15 protein-coding genes are annotated in these 18,070 nt (G+C 66.8%); 8 read left to right on the forward strand and 7 right to left on the reverse strand.

The features are described from left to right. Positions 1-2 precede the first annotated feature (2 nt). Positions 3-1,856, reverse strand: a complete 1,854-nt coding sequence (locus tag ACAG24_RS23275) for a CheR family methyltransferase (RefSeq protein WP_370474746.1) — start codon at positions 1,854-1,856, stop codon at positions 3-5. Between the two features lie 103 nt (positions 1,857-1,959). Between ACAG24_RS23275 and phoU the strand changes: the two genes are divergently transcribed. Continuing rightward, positions 1,960-2,703, forward strand: coding sequence for a phosphate signaling complex protein PhoU (phoU, locus tag ACAG24_RS23280; protein ID WP_370474747.1), 744 nt, complete (start codon positions 1,960-1,962; stop codon positions 2,701-2,703). Here phoU and ACAG24_RS23285 read toward each other — a convergent pair. Then, positions 2,636-3,865 carry a glycosyltransferase gene (locus ACAG24_RS23285; protein WP_370474748.1) on the reverse strand — a complete coding sequence of 410 codons (1,230 nt, stop codon included), beginning with the start codon at positions 3,863-3,865 and terminating at the stop codon, positions 2,636-2,638. The genes phoU and ACAG24_RS23285 overlap by 68 nt on opposite strands. 119 nt (positions 3,866-3,984) lie before the next feature. On the opposite strand from ACAG24_RS23285, the gene ACAG24_RS23290 reads away from it, so the two are divergent. After that, a complete protein-coding gene (locus ACAG24_RS23290) occupies positions 3,985-4,995 on the forward strand; it encodes a chemotaxis protein CheB (protein ID WP_370474749.1) in 1,011 nt (336 codons plus the stop codon). Continuing rightward, entirely contained in the window at positions 4,988-5,743 is a 756-nt protein-coding gene (locus ACAG24_RS23295) for an STAS domain-containing protein (protein ID WP_370474750.1), read from the forward strand. The genes ACAG24_RS23290 and ACAG24_RS23295 overlap by 8 nt, the downstream gene beginning before the upstream one ends. Positions 5,744-5,752: 9 nt before the next feature. On the opposite strand, the gene katG is transcribed toward ACAG24_RS23295, so the two are convergent. Next, positions 5,753-8,005, reverse strand: coding sequence for a catalase/peroxidase HPI (gene katG, locus ACAG24_RS23300; protein ID WP_370474751.1), 2,253 nt, complete (start codon positions 8,003-8,005; stop codon positions 5,753-5,755). A gap of 11 nt (positions 8,006-8,016) precedes the next feature. Continuing rightward, positions 8,017-8,466: a Fur family transcriptional regulator gene (locus ACAG24_RS23305; protein ID WP_370474752.1), complete on the reverse strand. Its 450-nt coding sequence runs from the start codon at positions 8,464-8,466 to the stop codon at positions 8,017-8,019. Positions 8,467-8,612: 146 nt separating this feature from the next. On the opposite strand from ACAG24_RS23305, the gene ACAG24_RS23310 reads away from it, so the two are divergent. Further along, complete coding sequence (locus tag ACAG24_RS23310; protein WP_370474753.1) at positions 8,613-9,398, forward strand: SDR family NAD(P)-dependent oxidoreductase; 786 nt, start codon at positions 8,613-8,615, stop codon at positions 9,396-9,398. Here the strand turns inward: ACAG24_RS23310 and ACAG24_RS23315 are convergent. The 3 genes from ACAG24_RS23315 to ACAG24_RS23325 all read right to left on the reverse strand — a co-directional run bounded on the left by ACAG24_RS23315 (position 9,352) and on the right by ACAG24_RS23325 (position 14,230). Further along, entirely contained in the window at positions 9,352-10,650 is a 1,299-nt protein-coding gene (locus tag ACAG24_RS23315; protein ID WP_370474754.1) for an acyltransferase family protein, read from the reverse strand. The genes ACAG24_RS23310 and ACAG24_RS23315 overlap by 47 nt on opposite strands. Positions 10,651-10,702: 52 nt before the next feature. Next, positions 10,703-11,836 (reverse strand): DUF7159 family protein, encoded by a 1,134-nt coding sequence (locus tag ACAG24_RS23320; protein WP_508506432.1) that lies wholly within the window; start codon positions 11,834-11,836, stop codon positions 10,703-10,705. A 156-nt stretch (positions 11,837-11,992) separates the two neighbouring features. Continuing rightward, a complete protein-coding gene (locus ACAG24_RS23325; protein ID WP_370474756.1) occupies positions 11,993-14,230 on the reverse strand; it encodes an NADP-dependent isocitrate dehydrogenase in 2,238 nt (745 codons plus the stop codon). Between the two features lie 240 nt (positions 14,231-14,470). Here ACAG24_RS23325 and ACAG24_RS23330 point away from each other — a divergent pair, with 240 nt between their 5' ends. The 4 genes from ACAG24_RS23330 to ACAG24_RS23345 all read left to right on the forward strand — a co-directional run bounded on the left by ACAG24_RS23330 (position 14,471) and on the right by ACAG24_RS23345 (position 18,060). Then, positions 14,471-15,316 (forward strand): hypothetical protein, encoded by an 846-nt coding sequence (locus ACAG24_RS23330; RefSeq protein ID WP_370474757.1) that lies wholly within the window; start codon positions 14,471-14,473, stop codon positions 15,314-15,316. A gap of 52 nt (positions 15,317-15,368) precedes the next feature. After that, complete coding sequence (locus ACAG24_RS23335) at positions 15,369-15,698, forward strand: cupin domain-containing protein (protein WP_370474789.1); 330 nt, start codon at positions 15,369-15,371, stop codon at positions 15,696-15,698. Positions 15,699-15,806: 108 nt separating this feature from the next. Further along, a complete protein-coding gene (locus ACAG24_RS23340; RefSeq protein WP_370474758.1) occupies positions 15,807-17,330 on the forward strand; it encodes a protein kinase family protein in 1,524 nt (507 codons plus the stop codon). Positions 17,331-17,382: 52 nt separating this feature from the next. Continuing rightward, positions 17,383-18,060: a VldE C-terminal domain-containing protein gene (locus ACAG24_RS23345; protein ID WP_370474759.1), complete on the forward strand. Its 678-nt coding sequence runs from the start codon at positions 17,383-17,385 to the stop codon at positions 18,058-18,060. The last annotated feature ends 10 nt before the right edge of the window (positions 18,061-18,070 follow it).

Below are 18,070 nucleotides of genomic sequence, written 5' to 3' on the forward strand. Positions count from 1 at the left end.
GGCTAGTGGCCGACCACTTCCATCAGCAGCACCGCGCCGTTTCCGGAACCGTCCGCGGAGCGAAACGCCGTGCCCAGTACCCTGACACGCGCCGCCCTGCCTCGGCGGTTCACCGCATCGACGATGACTTCTTCGCTCACGTCCGCGTCGACGAACACCTTGCCTATCAGGGGCTTGACCTCGGCTGTCGGAAGTCCGATGTCCAGGGCGGTCAAGGTCTTTCCGATGGCTTCATCGGAACGCAGCCCCCACAGTTCCTCGCAGCCGCGGTTCCACACGACCACGCGCATCTGGCGGTCCACCACGGCGAGGCCCAATCGGATTGAGCTGACCAGAGATTCGACGAAGTCCGTCGCTTCGTCCAGTTCCATGCTTCGCTCGCGAAGTGCATCGTTGATCGTGTGGAGTTCGTCGTTGGTGGACTGCAACTCCTCGTTCATGGTCTCGAGTTCTTCGTTGGTGGACTGCAACTCCTCGTTGGTGGTCTCGAGTTCCTCCACCGTCGACTGGAGTTCCTCGTTGGTGGTCTCGAGCTCTTCGTTGGTGGACTGCAGTTCCTCGTAAGCGGTCTCGAGTTGACGGTTGGTGTGGACAACCTTGTCGAGCAGCGCGCGTGTCGACGTGACGTCGAAGAACACCACCGAGATCCCGAGCAACCCGTTCTCGGTGTCCACCAGGGGATTCACGTGGATCTCGAACCACACGGTGTCGACTCCGGGGCGCTGCCATTGCACGTCCTGGATCCGCGCCGATCGACGCTCCACCCTGGCCTGTTCAAGGTAGGAGCGCAGTTCGACGGGCCGGTACGACACGTCCAGATCGCGCAGCAGCCTGCCGATGTCACGGGCTGAGAGCCCGAACGTGGTCTCGGCCTGCTGGTTGATCATGGCGACGGTGTCATCGCCGGTGACGACGATCTGAGCCACCGGACCGGCGCGGAAGGCAAGGTCGCGGATCGAAGCCAGGCCGGACACATCGCCTTGTCGCTCTGCCATCAGCACCGCGGCATGCCGCGTCCCGTGGTCTTCGACCGACGCCACCTTGCGGAAGAAGCGGTACTTCAGGTTCAGCGGCGAGAAACGGTCCGCGTGACTCAGCAACATCTCAGCGTGTCCGAGAAACAGCACGCCGCGCGGGGCGAGCGCGAAATGCAGCCTGCTGAGCACATTGCGCTGCGTGTCGGCGTTCAAGTACATCAACGTGTTTCGGCACACGAGCAGGTCGACCCGGGAGATCGGCGCGTCCTTGACAAGGTCGTTGCGGCCGAAGATCACCGCACGCCGCAGGTCCTTGCGGAATACGTATCTACCGTTGACGGACTCGAAGTAACGATCTCGCAGATCCTCGGGGACCGACTCGACCGCCTTGGCCTCATAGGTTGCCGCACGGGCCTCGGCGAGGGCCTCCTCGTCGACGTCGGTGGCGTAGATCTTGACGCGTTGCCGAAATTCGTCGACCCCCATCGCCTCCGCGAGGATCATCGCCAGCGTGTAGGCCTCCTGCCCCGAGGCGCATCCGGCGCTCCATACCCGTATCGGGTCGCTGGGTCCGCGTTCGGCGAGCAGGGCAGGGACGACCTCGTCGCGCACGTACTCCCAGGCCGGAGGGTCGCGGAAGAAGCTGGTGACATTGATCAGGATGGTGTTGAACAGAGCGGCGAATTCATCGGCGCTGGCCTGCAGCGTGTCGAGATACTCCTCGAACGTCGAAAAGCCGGCCTGGTCCATCCGGTGACGCACGCGGCGCATCAACGACGTGCGTTTGTACCCGGTGAAGTCGAAGCCGCGCGCGTCGCGGACATACCGCAAGAGAGCCTCGAAGGTCTCCGTCGATTCTTCGCCAGGCTGTGGGGTCAAGCGTGGTCCGTTCGCCGTCTGGAAGCGTCCCCGGGACTATTCGCGTTTGAGGCCGCATCTGCAGGGTAACGGCTCGAAACCCTACTCCACGCAGGCAGGAACGATGCGCAACGAATTCCATGAAACCCTCGAATCGCTGACCGTCGATCTGGCGGCGATGTGCGGTCGGGCCTCGACGTTGATGCAATCGGCGTCGGCGGCGTTGCTCCGCGGTGACATGGCGAGTACCGATCGCGTGGCGTTCGACCTCAAGCGCCTGACCAGGCTCGGGAACGCCGTACACGACCGCGCCTACGGACTTCTGGCACTGCAGGCGCCTGTCGCCCACGACCTTCGAGTCGTCGTGTCCTCGCTGTACATCGCCGCGGACGCGGACCGGATGGGAGGGCTGGCGTCGAACGTGGCACGCACGGCGCGGCGCCGACACCCCGAGCCCGTGGTCCCCGACGAGGTCCACGACCTGTTCACCGATATGGCGTTCACGGCCATTGATCTCGCCGAACTCGTGCATTCGGTCGTGGAGACCGGCGACGTGGCCCTGGCCCGGCGGGTCTGCGACGGCGACGCCCGAATGAACGACCTGCACCGGGAGTTGTTCGCCCGGCTCGTCGACCCGCAGTGGCGGCACGGCCCGGCAGCGGCCGCCGATCTGGTGCTGGTCGGCCGGTTCTATGAACGCTTCGCCGACCACGCCGTGGAGATTGCGCGACGGGTCTACTTCCAGGTCACCGGCGAGCAGCTCACCGCGGGCGGCGACTCGGGTGCGGCTGAGGCGCCCGCTACCCGACTCCGACGGGTGGAAGTCGATGTTTCGACCCGTGGCGAGCCAGGGCCGTCGAATAGATGAACTCCGCCTCTGTCGCAACCCGATCCCAGCTGTACCGGGACCGTGCCCGGGACCTGCCCGCCAATCCCATCCCCTGCCTCAGCACGCTCTGGCTGAGGACGTGTCGCAGAGCCCTGCCCAGCGCTTCCCTGTTGTTGGGCGGCACGAGTAGTCCGGTCACGTCGGCGATCACCATGTCGCCCGCGGCGCCCGAAGCACATGCCACCACCGGTGCCCCCGCGGCCATGGCCTCCAGAACGGTGCGGCCGGACGGCTCATAGGCCGACGGACACACGACCACATCGGCAGATCGAAACAGCGACGCCACCTGTACGTCGCCGGCACCTGCCAGTACCCGCACGCGGTCGGCGACTCCGAATTCGGAGGCGAGGGAGAGGATTTCGGTGGGATCGTCGTCATCGGTCGACACCAGAGTCAGTTCGGCCGACCGTAGGGAGGGCAGAAGTCTGAGTACGCAGCTCAGCCCCTGCGCCGGAGAGAAGTCGCGGGCGACGGCCACCACGCGAAGCGACTCCGACGTGTGCAGGCCCGAGGTGTCCGCAGCTGCCGTGTCATCGATGTCCACGCCTGGGGGCAGGACGGACAGCTTCGTGCGACCGCAACCCATCCGCATGAGTTCGTCGAGGTCCTCCGTGCAGTCAGCAGTGAGAGCGGAGGCATTGCGCGCCAGTAACTTTTCGAGTTTGAGCGCAGCGTCGGTGGGCGCCCTGCCGAGGCGCCGGCGGCGTGCGGTGGCGCCGAGCCCGTGGAGGGCCTGCACTGTCGGGACGGGCCAACGGTTCGCCGCAAGTTGCGCGGCCATGCCGTAGGACACGCCGTGGCAGTGCACCACGTCAGGTTGGTCGCGCGACCACGCGTCCACCAGATGTCGGGCCATCTCGCCGATGAAGGGCATGAGGCTGTCTGTGGAGTCGACGTCCCCGCGGCTCAGCGGTATGCGAGTGAGCGTCGGGCCGGCGGAGCGGACTTCGCCGGCGCCGTCGGCGGTGTAGATCCGCACGTCGTTTCCGCGGCCGGCCAGGGCTGTGGACAGTCTGGCGATGTCGTATCGACCGGACCCGACCGAATAGGACGCGCGAGCGCCGACCGGACCACCCACCACCGCGATCTTCATGTTGCCTCCCATAGACAGCCACCACCCCGACGTGTCAGGCAATGCCACGCCGTTGCAGGTTCAAACGGACGGGCAGGTGGGCGCTTCGCTATGTGGCCGCTGTCATTCGCCGGCCGGATACTCCCCGGGGCCGGTTACGTGCGCCAACCCCGGGTATCAGTGAGCAGATGACGGGAACACAAGCACGTGAGTTGCGGCGTGTCGTCGCGATCGGTGGTTCGGCCGGCGGTGTCGAGGCGCTGTCGAAGGTGGCCGCCGGGCTTCCGGCGGATCTGCCGTATGCAGTGCTGATGGCCCTGCATCTGCCCAGACACGGGCCCAGCGTCCTCGCGCAGATCGTCGATCGCGCGGGCCCGCTGCCCACCGCGACAGCGCGCGACGGTGACAAGCTCGAAGCCGGCCGCATCTATGTCGCTGTGCCGGGACGGCACCTGCTCACCCAGGACCACACCATCGTGTTGTCCACCGGCCCCACCGAGAACGGGCACCGGCCGGCGCTCAACGCACTGTTCCGTTCTGTGGCGGTAGCTTTCGGTCCCCGTGCGGTCGGCGTGCTGCTGTCCGGTGTGCTCGACGACGGGGTCCTCGGCCTGGCGGCGATCCGTGCCCGCGGGGGCACCACACTGTGCCAGACACCTGAGGACGCCCTGTTTCCTGCCATGCCGCACAACGCATTGCGTGCGGGCGTAGTCGACGAGACGACGCGAGCGGCCGATGTGGGTGCCGCCTTGGAGCGGCTGTCCCGGCAGGACCCTGCGAGGCGCACAACCCTGCCCGACCCCTACATGGACCTGGAGAATCGCATCGCTTTGGCAGAACCGCTCGCCGGCGAAGTCGAAGCCGAAGGGATGGGGCCCCCTTCAGGTTTCGTGTGCCCTGACTGCAGCGGATCCCTCCAGTCGGTCGGAGACGGCTACTACCGATGCCAGATCGGCCATGCGTGGACCGCGGATGCGTTGCTGTCGGCGCGCGATACCGAGGTCCACCGCGCACTGCAAGTCGCGATCCGCAGTCTGCAGGAGAAATCCCGTCTCGCTCACCAATTGGCGGTCAAGGCCGTCTCAGTCGGTGTGCGAGAACGCTACACCGAGCTCGCCGCCGAAGCAGACAGCGCTCTCGCGGTCCTGCGGGAGCGGATTGCCCTTGCCGAAGGGAAGACGATTCCCCGCGATGAGTGAACGACGTGATGTCCGCCTCTCGGAGACGACGTCTCCGGGCGGCCACACGACGCTGACAATCGCGGGGACTCTGGACAGCTCGACCTATCGCGAAGTTCGCGACAGCGTCATCAAGGCCGCGCTCGCCGAGCCCACAGCAGTCATCGTCGACGTCACCGATCTTCATGCTCCTGCCGAGACGGCCTGGACTGCCTTCACGAGCGCACGATGGCACGTCAACACCTGGCCGGACGTTCCGGTGGTCCTGGTCTGTCGCCACCCGGCGGGGCGTGCCGCCATCGCACGCAGCGGCGCGACGCGCTATGTTCCGGTCCACGCGGACGCCGAAGCCGCACTGCGTTCGGTCGGTGACCGGCACGCCTTTCGCAGGCGTGCCAGTGCTGTCCTGGAGCCAGACCTCGGTTGTGTGCCGTGCGCCCGCCGGCTGCTCGGTCAGTGGCTCACATGGTGGGAGATGCCCGACATGGTCGTGACGGCGCCCACGGTGGCCACCATTCTCGTCGAGAACACGCTGCAACATACCAGCAGCAAGCCCACCCTCATCCTCGAGGCGATCGAGGACCGCATCACCGTTGCGGTCAGTGACGAGAGCAGCACGCCGGCGGCGCGCCGCGAGACTTCCCCGGCGGGCGCCCACACCATCTCCGGCCTCGCCATCGTGTCGGCATTGAGCCGATCATGGGGTTGCACCCCGATGGCGAGCGGTAAGACGGTGTGGGCGCTGCTCGGACCTGAGAACCGGCTCTAGCGCGTCAAATCACCGCAGATCGAACCGATCGTTGTTCATGACCTTCACCCACGCGGCGACGAAGTCCTCGACGAACTTGCCCTTGTTGTCCTCCTGCGCGTACACCTCGGCGACGGCCCGCAGCACCGAATTCGAACCGAACACAAGATCATTCGGCGTGGCAGTCCATTTGAGTTCACCGCTGGCGCGGTCGAGTCCCTCGTAGACGTTTTCCACTGTCTCCGACGACTTCCACTTCGTGCCCATGTCGAGCAGGTTGACGAAGAAGTCGTTCGTCAACGCGCCGGGCGTTTGGGTGAAGACGCCGTGCTTGGTGCCGCCGTGGTTGGCGCCGATCACCCGGAGGCCGCCGACGAGCGCCGTCATCTCCGGCGCCGTCAGGTTGAGGAAGTAGGCCTTGTCGACGAGCAGCTTCTCGATCTGTCCCTTTTCACCGGGGCGCACGTAGTTGCGGAAGCCGTCGGCCTGCGTCTCCAGCACGGCGAAGGATTCCACGTCGGTGTTCTCCTGCGACGCGTCGGTGCGTCCCGGTGCGAAATGGACGTTGATCTCGTATCCGCCGTCCTTGGCTGCCTTCTCGATCGCAGCGGAACCCGCCAGCACGATCAGATCTGCCAGCGACACCTTCTTGCCGCCCGTCGCAGACGCGTTGAAATCCTGCTGGATCTTCTCCAGGACGGGCAGCACCTTGTCCAGTTCAGAAGGCTCGTTGGCTTCCCAGTTGCGTTGCGGCTCAAGGCGCACCCGTGCCCCGTTGGCTCCGCCGCGCTTGTCGGTGCCGCGGAAGCTGGACGCCGACGCCCACGCGGTCTTGACCAACTGCGGCACCGAGAGGTCGGACTGCAGGATCGTGGTCTTGAGCGCCGCGATGTCCGATTCATCGATCAGTGTGTGGTCCACGGCCGGTACCGGGTCCTGCCACAGCTGGGGTTCGGCCACCCACGGGCCGAGGTAGCGGCTGACGGGGCCCATGTCGCGGTGCAGCAGCTTGTACCAGGCCCGCGCGAACGCGTCGTTGAGCTCTTCGGGATGGTCCAACCACCGCCGGGTGATCTCGCCGTAGATCGGATCGACGCGCATCGACACGTCGGTGACGAGCATCGTGGGCTTGCGCTTCTTCGTCGCATCGAACGGGTCCGGGATGATCTCCTCGGCATCCTTGGCCTCGAATTGCCACGCGCCACCGGGGCTCTTGGTCAGTTCCCACTCGTTGCCATAGAGGATCTCCAGATAGCGGTTGCTCCACTTGGTCGGCTTGTCGGTCCAGACCACCTCGAGACCGCTGGTGATGGTGTCACCGGCCTTGCCCGAGGCGAACGCGCATTTCCAGCCCAGCCCCTGCTGCTCGATCGGCGCGCCTTCGGGCTCGGGTCCGACCAGATCGCCGTCCCCGGCGCCGTGGGTCTTACCCAGCGTGTGCCCGCCGACGATCAGCGCTGCGGTCTCCTCGTCGTTCATCGCCATCCGGCCGAAGGTCTCGCGGATGTCGTGCGCCGCCGCCAGCGGATCCGGCTTGCCTTCCGGCCCTTCGGGATTGACGTAGATCAGGCCCATCGTCGTGGCGCCGAACGGCTGCGCCAGCTCCCTGGTGTCGCTGTCGTTGGTGCCGCCGTAGCGCTTGTCCGTACCCAGCCAGGTGTCTTCCTGGCCGTAGAGGATCTCCTCGGGCTCCCAGATGTCTTCACGACCGAACCCGAAGCCGAACGTCTCGAAGTCGGCCGACTCCAGCGCGACGTTGCCCGCGTACACGATCAGGTCAGCCCAGGAGAGCTTGTTGCCGTACTTCTGCTTGACCGGCCACAGCAACCGGCGCGCCTTGTCCAGGTTCGCGTTGTCCGGCCAGCTGTTGAGCGGGGCGAACCGCTGCGCACCCTCGCCGCCTCCGCCCCGCCCGTCGAAGATGCGGTAGGTGCCGGCCGCATGCCAGCTCATCCGGATGAACAGGCCCGCATAGCTGCCGTAGTCGGCGGGCCACCAGTCCTGCGACGTGGTGATCACCGACAGGACGTCGGCTTTGAGCGCCTCGACGTCGATCTTGGCGAACTCGGCCGCATAGTCGAAGTCGGCGCCGAGCGGGTTGGCCTTCTCCGACTGCTTGTGCAGCACCGAGACATCGACCTGCTCGGGCCACCAGTCCTGATTCGTCAGTGGTGCATGCGCTTTGGGCTTCGGCGAGCTGATGGCCGGGTTCTCGGACTCGCTGTGGCTGTGCGTCTCCGAATCGGAGTGGGGCGGGCGGGCATCGGAGGTATCAGATGACACAGGGTTTCCCTTCAGTCGTGCGCACTACGGGTGGATGGTTGGGCTGTAAAGCAGTCGGGACACAGGCCCCAATAGATGACCTCTGCCTCGTCGACCTCGAAACCGAGATCGTCGGATGCCGTCAGGCAGGGTGCTTCACCGACGGCGCAGTCGACGTCGGCGATCACCCCGCAGGACCGGCACACGATGTGGTGGTGGTTGTCGCCGACCCGGGTCTCATACCGGGCCAGTGAACCCGCGGGCTGGATGCGGCGCACCAAACCCGTTGCCGTGAGGGCGTTCAGCGCGTCATACACCGTCTGCCGGGAGATGTCAGGCAACTGCTCTCTGGCAGCGCGGATGATCACCTCGGTGTCGGCGTGGGGGTTCTCCCCGACGGCATGGAGCACTGCGATCCGCGGTCGCGTCACCCGCAGTGCCGCCGAACGCAGCACGCCCGAGTAGTCGTCAACTTCGGCCATCGTTCCGATACTGGCCTGCAATCTGGACGGGATCAAGAATCTGAGCCGATCCGACGCAGAGAAGTCACGATTTGTTCGCTATTCGGCCAGGCATCCACCAAACGAACACCACTTTTGCGCGCACGGCCGCGGGGTACGCGCACGCCATGACACACGCACAGCTCGCACTGATCACCGGCGCCTCCAGCGGCATCGGCCTGGAGCTCGCCCGTCAATTCGCCACGGGTGGTTACGATTTGGTGGTCGCCGCCGAAGACGATGCCATTCACGATGTACCGGCGAAACTGGCCGAGCACGGTGTCGCCGTCCACCCGGTCCAGGTGGATCTGCGGACACCCGAAGGCGTGGAGCACCTGTTCAGGGCTGCGACCGACGGCGGACGCGAACTGTCGGCAGCAGCGCTGAATGCCGGCGTCGGCCGCGGGGACATGTTCCTCAAGAGTGACCTCGAAGACGACCTGAGTGTGGTCGACCTCAACGTCCGCTCCACGATGCACCTCGCGAAGCTCGTGTTGCGCGACATGGCCGACCGTAACCGGGGCCGTGTGCTGTTCACGTCGTCGGTTGCGTCGATGATGCCGGGCTCGTATCAGACGGTCTACAACGCCTCCAAGTCCTTCGTGCAGTCGTTCGTGAAGGCGCTGCAGGACGAATTGCGCAACACGTCCATCACGGTGACGGCGCTGCTGCCGGGCCCCACCGACACGAACTTCTTCGACCGGGCGAAGCTGCGCGGTACGCCGGTGGGAGAGATGTCGAAAGACGATCCGGCAGAGGTGGCGCGCCAGGGGTACGAAGCCTTGATGCGCGGCGACAGGCAGGTCGTCGCGGCGTCGGCGATGTCCAAGGCGATGGGCACGATGCTGCGCGTACTCCCCGACCCACTCAAGGCAGCGGGGAGCCGGCTTCTGTCGGCGCCTTCGGGGCGCTGACCCGCAGCGGCGCCGCCGCGCACAGTCGCGCCGCGGCGGCTGCGACGAGAAAGCCTGCCAACGCCGCCCATCCCACGCTGTCGCCCAGACCGAACTTGGCCATCACAACCAGCACTACTCCTGCCAGGCACACGAGGATGCCCGCGGCGGTGGCGCGTGTGCCGGTCGCGGTCGCAACCGCGTCCCACCATGGGAGCGGGCGGCGCTCCAGCGGTGAGAGCAGCTTGAACAACACCAGCATGACGACCGCGAAGACCGGTGCGCGCAGAGCGAGTAGACCCCAGAAGCCCTGGGCCTCGACGTTGTAGGCGTCCAGGCCGAGTGCATGCAGACCGAACGCCGCGATGGCGATGGCGACGATGTGCCACAGGTACAGCGTCATCGCGCCGGCGTTGCCTGCCGTCACGGCGCTCCACACCCGCGGCCGTCGGGCCCACCGCCTGATGGCGCCGGCCGCGACGATGAACGCGCACGACATCCAGATGCAGTGCATCGCCAGCAGCAGGGTGGGCGGTGCGACGTTGGAGACACGTTCCGCGCCTGTGACGACCAGCGCCACCTCATACGGGCCCCATGTGGCCAATGCAAGTGCGACGGCGAGCGCGACGAACCCCACTCCTGCCGCGACGCGGGCGGGGATCAGATCGCGCGCATATGCGACCCCGAGGGCCACCGGGATCAGCCACACGATGACGAAGTTCGCCACCGAAGATTCCGGGGTGCCGGTGGTGAACCGCACGGCGTCCATGGCGGCCGCGGCGGCGAGCAGAGCAGCCAGCGTCAGCCCGACGGCGCGGCCGTTGGGAAGTCGGAGAAGCGCGGGTACGAAGGCCAGGGTGACGAGGTAGACGCCGAGGAACCACAGCAGTGCCACGCTCTCACCGCCGAGCCCGGCCGCGGAGTCGGGCCCGAGAACCAGACGCGTGACGAGAAGGCCCGCCGACCACGCGCCCAGATACCAGAACACCGGTCGGCACAGGCGCTGGGCCCGGGTGAACAGCCAAGTGCCCCAGGGGGTTCCGGTGCGATAACTGAAGGCGCCTGCGGCCCCGCCTGCGAGGAAGAACAGCGGCATCACCTGGACGATCCAGGTCAGCGGTGCGACGGCCGGAACTTCACCGATGAGGTTGGCGATCCGCAAGCCGCCGCTGTCGATCGTGGCGAGCAGCAGCGCGCAGTGTCCGAACATCACCACGATCAGGGCGGCGATGCGGGCGACGTCGACGGCGCGGTCCCGCGTTGGCTGGGTCATGAGCCAAGCATGCCGGTCCCTCGACCGCCGGGCATGAGTAGTACTACCGCACCTACGGAAGCGCGCTGAGGAAGGCGCCCAGCGGACCGGCGGGGGCCGGCGCGGCGGGAACTGTGTCGGGTGTCGCTTGCGCGACGGGAGACGATGCGGTCTGCGCGGGCGGCCCGGCGAGGGGGCCGACCCCGGTGAGGTGCGGTTCGCCGGCGGGGGCCGACACCTGCGCCGGTGCCGTCGAACCGACTCCCTGCACCGTCGGCACGGTCGGGGATTCGGCGGCCAGTGCCGCGGGCATCTCGGGAACCACGACGTCCGGAGATGTCGCGATCTCGTATTCGGTGCCGGCCTGGGGCACTGCGCTGGAGTATTCGGGCACCTGATCCACCGCGGGCGCCACCTCGGGCACCGTCAACTCGGGTTCGGCGACCGCTTCGGGCGCGGGCGCCGGGGCCGCGACGGCCGCCGGCACGGGAGGCATCGCGGGAACCGCGGCGGCGGGGGCCGGGGCGACCACCGCGGCGGCGGCGGTCCCGGGCGCCTCGTGCGAGGGTGTCGTGCCGCCGAACAGTGCCCACCCGACCAGTCCGGAGACCGCGGCGAGGAAGGTGATGCCGGCCGCTGCGGCGGGCACGGGGCGCGACAGCGTCGAACCGACATGACGGAATCGGTCCGAAATGCGCAGGGCGGCCTCACTGCCGGCCTCACGAAGCCCGGACATCCGGCCGCCACCGGTCGGCATCCCGCCGCCCCGGTCGCCCGGATGCACGCCGGGCACCCGCGCCACCAGCCGTCCCAGCACGCCCCTGTCCGCGTCGGTGTCGAGGTCCGCACGCGCAGCGCCGTAGGCGAGCACCATATGCGGCGCGATGTGACGAGCGGTCCGGTTGCGTCCCTCCCGTGCGGCCTCCTCGGACACCGTCTCCACCGTGTCGAAGCCGAACAGGCGCATCTTCGTCCTCAACCGGATGCCGTGCGCGCTCGCCTCGTCATCCCAGACAAGCCGGACACCGTCGATATCCCGCTCGCTTTGCAGGGCGAAGGCCTGCACGCTGCGGGCAGCCGCCCTGGCTATCTCGTTCACGGATTCCAGCGGCACGACCTCGTCGGCGAGGATGCTGCCGTCATACGTGTCGACCAGCACCCAGACGGCGCTGTTGGCGGTCAAGGACAAACCCAATACCACGCGCATAACTACCCCTAGACGAGTGCCGGTGTTGGCTTGTAATCGGCACCTGTGCGTCAGATGTTACGCGTGTGTCAGCGTTGAATTAGGGCTGTCGGGCGAAAAGAGAATTAACCGGGGCGGCGAATACCGCAAGGTAGCTGACCGATCGCCGGCGCCGCTCTAGGTGCGAGCGGCCTCCAGCGCCTCGTTGAACGTGGTGCTGGGGCGCATCACGGCTGTCGTCTTCTCCTGGTCCGGGTAGTAGTAGCCGCCGATGTCGACGGGCTTGCCCTGCACCGCGTTGAGCTCGGACACGATGGTCGATTCGTTCTCCGCCAGCGTCTTGGCCAGCGGCGCGAAGTGCTCGGCGAGCTCCTTGTCGTCGGTCTGCCCCGCGAGCTCCTGCGCCCAGTAGAGCGCCAGGTAGAACTGGCTGCCGCGGTTGTCGAGTTCTCCCGCCTTGCGCGACGGGCTCTTGTTCTCGTCGAGCAGCTTGCCGATCGCAGAGTCGAGCGTCTTGCCGAGCAGCGTGGCCTTCTCGTTCCCCGACTTGGCTCCCATGTCCTCGAAAGACGCCCCGAGGGCGAGGAATTCGCCCAGGGAGTCCCACCGCAGGTGGTTTTCCTCGAGGAGCTGGCTGACGTGCTTGGGGGCCGAGCCGCCCGCACCGGTCTCGTACATGCCGCCGCCGGCCATCAGCGGGACGATGGACAACATCTTGGCGCTGGTGCCGAGCTCGAGGATCGGGAACAGGTCGGTCAGGTAGTCGCGCAGAATGTTTCCGGTGACCGCGATCGTGTCCTGGCCGCGGATGACGCGTTCCAGCGTGTACCGCATCGCCCAGACCTGGGGAAGGATCGTGATCTCCAGGCCGTCGGTGTCCTCCTCCTTGAGGTAGGTCTTCACCTTCTTGCGCAGCTCGTTCTCGTGCGGGCGCTCGTCGTCGAGCCAGAAGACGGTCGTCATCCCCGACTGCCGCGCACGGTTGACGGCCAGCTTCACCCAGTCGCGGATCGCGGCGTCTTTGACGATCGGCATGCGCCAGATGTCACCGGTCTCGACGTCTTGGCTCAGCAGTACCTCACCGGTGTCGAGGTCGACGATGTCGGCCACCCCGTCCTCGGGAATCTCGAACGTCTTGTCGTGGGAGCCGTACTCCTCGGCCTTCTGCGCCATGAGGCCGACGTTGGGCACGGTGCCCATCGTGGTCGGGTCGAACTGGCCGTGGGTCTTACAGAAGTTGATGATCTCCTGGTAGATCCGGGAGAACGTGGATTCGGGGTTGACTGCCTTGGTGTCCTTGGTGCGGCCGTCGGCGCCGTACATCTTGCCGCCGAGCCGGATCATCGCGGGCATCGACGCATCGACGATCACGTCGCTGGGCGAATGGAAGTTGGTGATGCCGCGCGCCGAGTCCACCATCGCCAGCTCGGGACGGTGCTCGTGGCAGGCGTGGATGTCGCGGATGATCTCTTCCCGCTGCGAGGCGGGAAGCGTCTCGATCTTGTCGTAGAGGTCCGACATGCCGTTGTTGACGTTGACGCCGAGCTCGTCGAAGAGTTGCTGATGCTTGGCGAACGCGTCCTTGTAGAAGACCTTGACCGCATGGCCGAACACGATGGGATGCGACACCTTCATCATCGTCGCCTTGACGTGCAGCGAGAACATCACGCCGGTCTTATAGGCGTCCTCGATCTGCTCCTCGTAGAAGTCGCACAGCGCCTTCTTGCTCATGAACATGCTGTCGATGACGTCGCCCTCGTCGAGTGCCACCTCTTTCTTGAGCACGAGGGTCTCGCCGCTCTTCGTGGTGAGCACCATTTTGACCTTGCGGTCCTTGTCGATGGTCATCGACTTCTCACCGTGGTAGAAGTCGCCGCCCTTCATCGTGGCGACGTGAGTGCGTGAGGCCTGCGACCACTCCCCCATGCTGTGTGGGTGCTTGCGGGCGTACTCCTTGACGGCCTTGGGGGCGCGCCGATCGGAATTGCCTTGCCGCAGAACAGGGTTCACCGCACTGCCGAGAACTTTCGCGTAGCGCTCCTTGATCTCGCGCTCTTCGTCGTTCTTGGGCTCGCCGACCCAGTCCGGCAGGTCGTAGCCCTTGGCCTTGAGTTCCTTGATGGCGGCGAGCAATTGGGGCACCGAGGCGCTGATGTTCGGCAGCTTGATGATGTTGGTCTCCGGCAGCTGGGTCAGCTCACCGAGCTCGGCGAGGTTGTCCGGAACCTTCTGCTCGTCGGTGAGTCGATCGCTGAACTCGGCCAGAATGCGCGCCGCGACGGAGATGTCACTTGATTTCACATCGATGCCTGCGGCAGAGGCGAACGTGCGCACGACGGGCAGGAAGGCATAAGTCGCAAGCAGCGGCGCCTCATCGGTCAGCGTGTAGATGATGGACGGCTGCTCGGCGGTCATGTGTGTTCTCCCGGCTCGTTTCGGTAGTCCGGCGCTCTCGCTCTTGTGGAGCTTCGCACCCTTCAGGCGCAGCGTACCGAAGAGCCCTGCAGCTGCGTTCGCCCAGTCAGCGCGCCCTGCGGACACACTGCGGTCACGGTTGTCCCTCGCCCCGGCGAGTCGTTGACGGTGGCGAAAAAATCGCTTCCTCAGTCGCGCCGACGAGCAACGTCCGACGTTTTCGCGGAAATGAGGAACTCCATGATCTCCATGACTCGGGCCGCATTGTCCGGCCCGGTACGGTGCGGCGCGGCTGCCGCTTGGATCGCCTTCGCCGCCGCGGGCTGTTCTTCGACCCCTGCGCCCGGGGGTTCGGCAAACGCAGCGGCCGCACCCCCGGCGATCACCGGCTCCGCCGACGACTGGCAGGCGGCCATCTGTCGTGACGACACCGCGACCGCCTCAGGTACCCGGCACACCGTCGAGGGCAGCTCCTGCGTCCCGCAGGACGGCGACGGCATCGTCAACTTCGATCGTTTCGAGTCCGAGCCGTCGATGAAGGCGATGCTGTCGTGGCAGCCGTCCATGTATGTGGCGCAGGCAGTCGTCGAGGGCAAGCCGCTGGCCATCTGGACGCCGTCCGGTGAGGCCGAGGACCTGGAACCGCTGAAGCAGTACGGCTTCACGCTGGCGTCCTACCAGTCGCCGTTGGAGGCGCTGCCCACCACCACGCTGCCCGCGTCGCAGCCCTCCCCCGACAACGCGACGATCCCGCCGAACCAGTACGGCTACGCCGTCGTCCAGACCTCGGCGGGTGACACCCAGTGCATCGTCGACACGACGTATGTGGGCTGCGAGACCGACGGCATGAACTGGGCGCAACACACCGACGGAAGCGGCCCGTACCACGGCGTCCGCATCAATACCGACGGGACGGGATCGTGGGTCGACGGGAACCTCGGCGCCCCCGCGCCGACGACGTTGTCCGACTCGACCTACCGCGCTCTCGGTTGGACGATCGCCGTCACCCCGGCGGGCATGCGATTCACCAACGACACGACGGGTCACGGCGCGGTGGTGAGCATCCAGAAGGTGGAGACTTTCTGACGTCGCCCGGGCAGGGTTGCGGTGCGCAAGCATCAGGCATCCAATGGCAGTCATGCAGAAGGTGTCGATCGAAGCGCTTGCCCGCCAACAACTGGAGCGCGCGGCCGCCAACGGTCGCAACGCGGCCGACACCGTGGTCGGCGGCCACGAGAAAGTGCTGCGGCAAACCGTCATCGGGATGTTGTCGGGCGCCGAGATGGGCGAGCACGAGAATCCCGGTGAGGCGACCCTTTATGTGCTCAAGGGTTCCGTCCGGTTGGTCGCCGGCGATCAGGAATGGGATGCCCGCACCGGCGATCTGCTGCTGATCCCCGACACCAGGCACTCACTGGTGGCGCTGGCCGATTCTGCTCTGCTGCTCACCGTTGCCAAAGTGCCCTGACAGGCGGGGCGGGTTCCCAGGCCTCGACACGCCCGTACGGGGGTTTGGCGACGCCCCTTCGGGGCAACCTCTCGCTCGATTCCGCGGCACTGCGAACTCAGGGGGGCGATGACGAACACCGAACCCGCCGGGGCACTGACGCCGGCTGTCACCGCCCGGCTGGCGCCGAGATGGCAGCTGGTGCGGCAAGAAGGCGCTGCGGGTTGCCTGCAGTTCTGGCGTGGGATCGAAACGGCGACGGCGCGTCCGGTCGCGATCACTCTCATCGCACCCGGTGAGAACCTTCCGGCTCAGGTCGACGACATCCTGGAGCGCACCGCGCGACTGTGCGCATTCGAAGTGTCGGGGCTGGCAAGAATTCTCGACGGCTTCAAGATCGACGACGTGGGTGTGGTGATCTCCGAATGGGTGCCCGGCGGAACGCTGCGCGAGGTCGCCGACACAGCACCGTCGGCGACGGCGACGGCAGCGGCCCTCAAGTCACTGATCGTCGCCGCAGACGCCGCGCATCGTGCCGGGCTCGCCCTCGGCATCGACCACCCTGACCGGGTCAGGATCAGTTCCGACGGACGCGCGGTCCTCGCCTTCCCCGCCCCGCTGCCGGATTCCACCGCTGCCGACGACCTTCGCGGTATCGGCGGCGTGTTCTACGCCCTGCTCGTCGACCGGTGGCCTCCGCAGCGCCCCATGCCGGACGGATGGGTGCCTGCCGACCTCGAAGAGGCCGGATGGCCGCGTGAGCCGGCCGCGATGAAGCCCGAGATACCGTTCCTGATCTCCAGTGCCGCGGCGGGTCTGGTGCGGCCCAACTCCGCAGTTGCCGACACGTCGGTCCTCCTGGGGTTGCTTCGGCAGGTGGTACCGAGCGGCCAGCCGCAGACAGGACCCGAGAAGCGTGCCGCGGCGCGCCCTCCGGGTTCCTACGCGGTATTTCACGCACGTGACGCGGGGACGCAGGCGAAGAAGGCGCGCCGACATCTGACCTACTCGATCTTCGGGGCGGCCGCGGCCGTCATGTTCGTGGCCATCACCGGGCTCGGCTCGACCGTCAACGACGTTCTGGACGCGCATGACGACGTCGTCGCGATGGATGCCGGCCAACTGGGGCTGACCCCCGGACAGGACAAGGCCACCGGGCCCGCAGCTCCTGCCGAACCACCCAAAGTGCTCAAGCAGGGAGCGGCCGACCCGGCCGTGACGCCGGTGCGGGCTGCCGTGTTCTCCCCAGACGGGCGGCCCGACAACCCAGAGGATGCGGGCAAGGTCATCGACGGCGATCTCGCGACGACGTGGGCGACGGACCGGTACTTCGACGCGAATCCGTTCCCCGTTTTCAAGCAGGGCCTCGGTCTCGTCCTGACGCTCCCAGAGCCGACCAAGGTCGGCACTGTCGCCGTGGAAGCCAAGTCCGCGGGCACCGTCGTGCAGATCCGCACCGCATCCGGTGACGCTCCGAAGACGCTGGCGGACACCACCGAGGTGACGCCTGCGGCACCGTTGCAGCCCGGCGCGAACCGCATTCCCTTGAACACCGCGGACAAGACCTCGACCGTGATCGTGTGGATCACCGCGCTCAGCGATCACCGCGCGGAAATCGCCGAGATCTCGATCAACGCCCCCGCTCTCGCCTGAGAATCTGTCCGCTTCGCGACGCGTTGCCATCAATTGCCGACTGCGGCATCGCATGGCCGTTAAGGTGCTCTGCGTGGGTAGGAACCTGTTAGCCAACGGCAGAGGGCGGTGGATGGCGGTCGGCGCCTCCCTCGTCATCTCCGCGGCCATGGTCTACGCCCAGCAGACCCAGCCGGCGGCTCCGCGGCAAGCGGCACCACCCGCGGTGGAGGTGCCCGCGTCCATCGCTGCGCCTCCCCCCGCGGCCGTTCCGACCGAAGCCGAACTGCTCGCGGCGACCGCACCCGCCGTCGACGCCCGGGTCTTCGACTTCGCGCTGCCCAAGGGCATCACCCCGGAGGGCGGACTGCAGGTGCACACGATCTGGGTGGCGCGGGCGATCAGCACGATGTTCCCCGAGATCAAGACGATCGGCGGCTATCGCCAGGATGCGCTGAAGTGGCATCCCAACGGGCTGGCCATCGATGTGATGATCCCCGACCACAACAGCGAGGAAGGTATCGCCCTCGGCAACCAGATCGCCGGGTACGCGCTGGCGAACGCCGAACGCATGGGCGTCATCCACGTGATCTGGCGGCAGGGGTTCTACCCCGGCATCGGTGCGCCGAGCTGGACGGCCGACTACGGTTCGGAGACCCTCAACCACTTCGACCACGTGCACATCGCCACGGACGGCGGGGGCTATCCGACCGGCGACGAGACGTATTACATCGCGTCGATGAAGGGCTAGCAGGTCGGCA

Origin of the sequence: Mycobacterium bulgaricum, assembly GCF_041287165.2 — a bacterium.
Lineage (GTDB): Bacteria > Actinomycetota > Actinomycetes > Mycobacteriales > Mycobacteriaceae > Mycobacterium > Mycobacterium bulgaricum.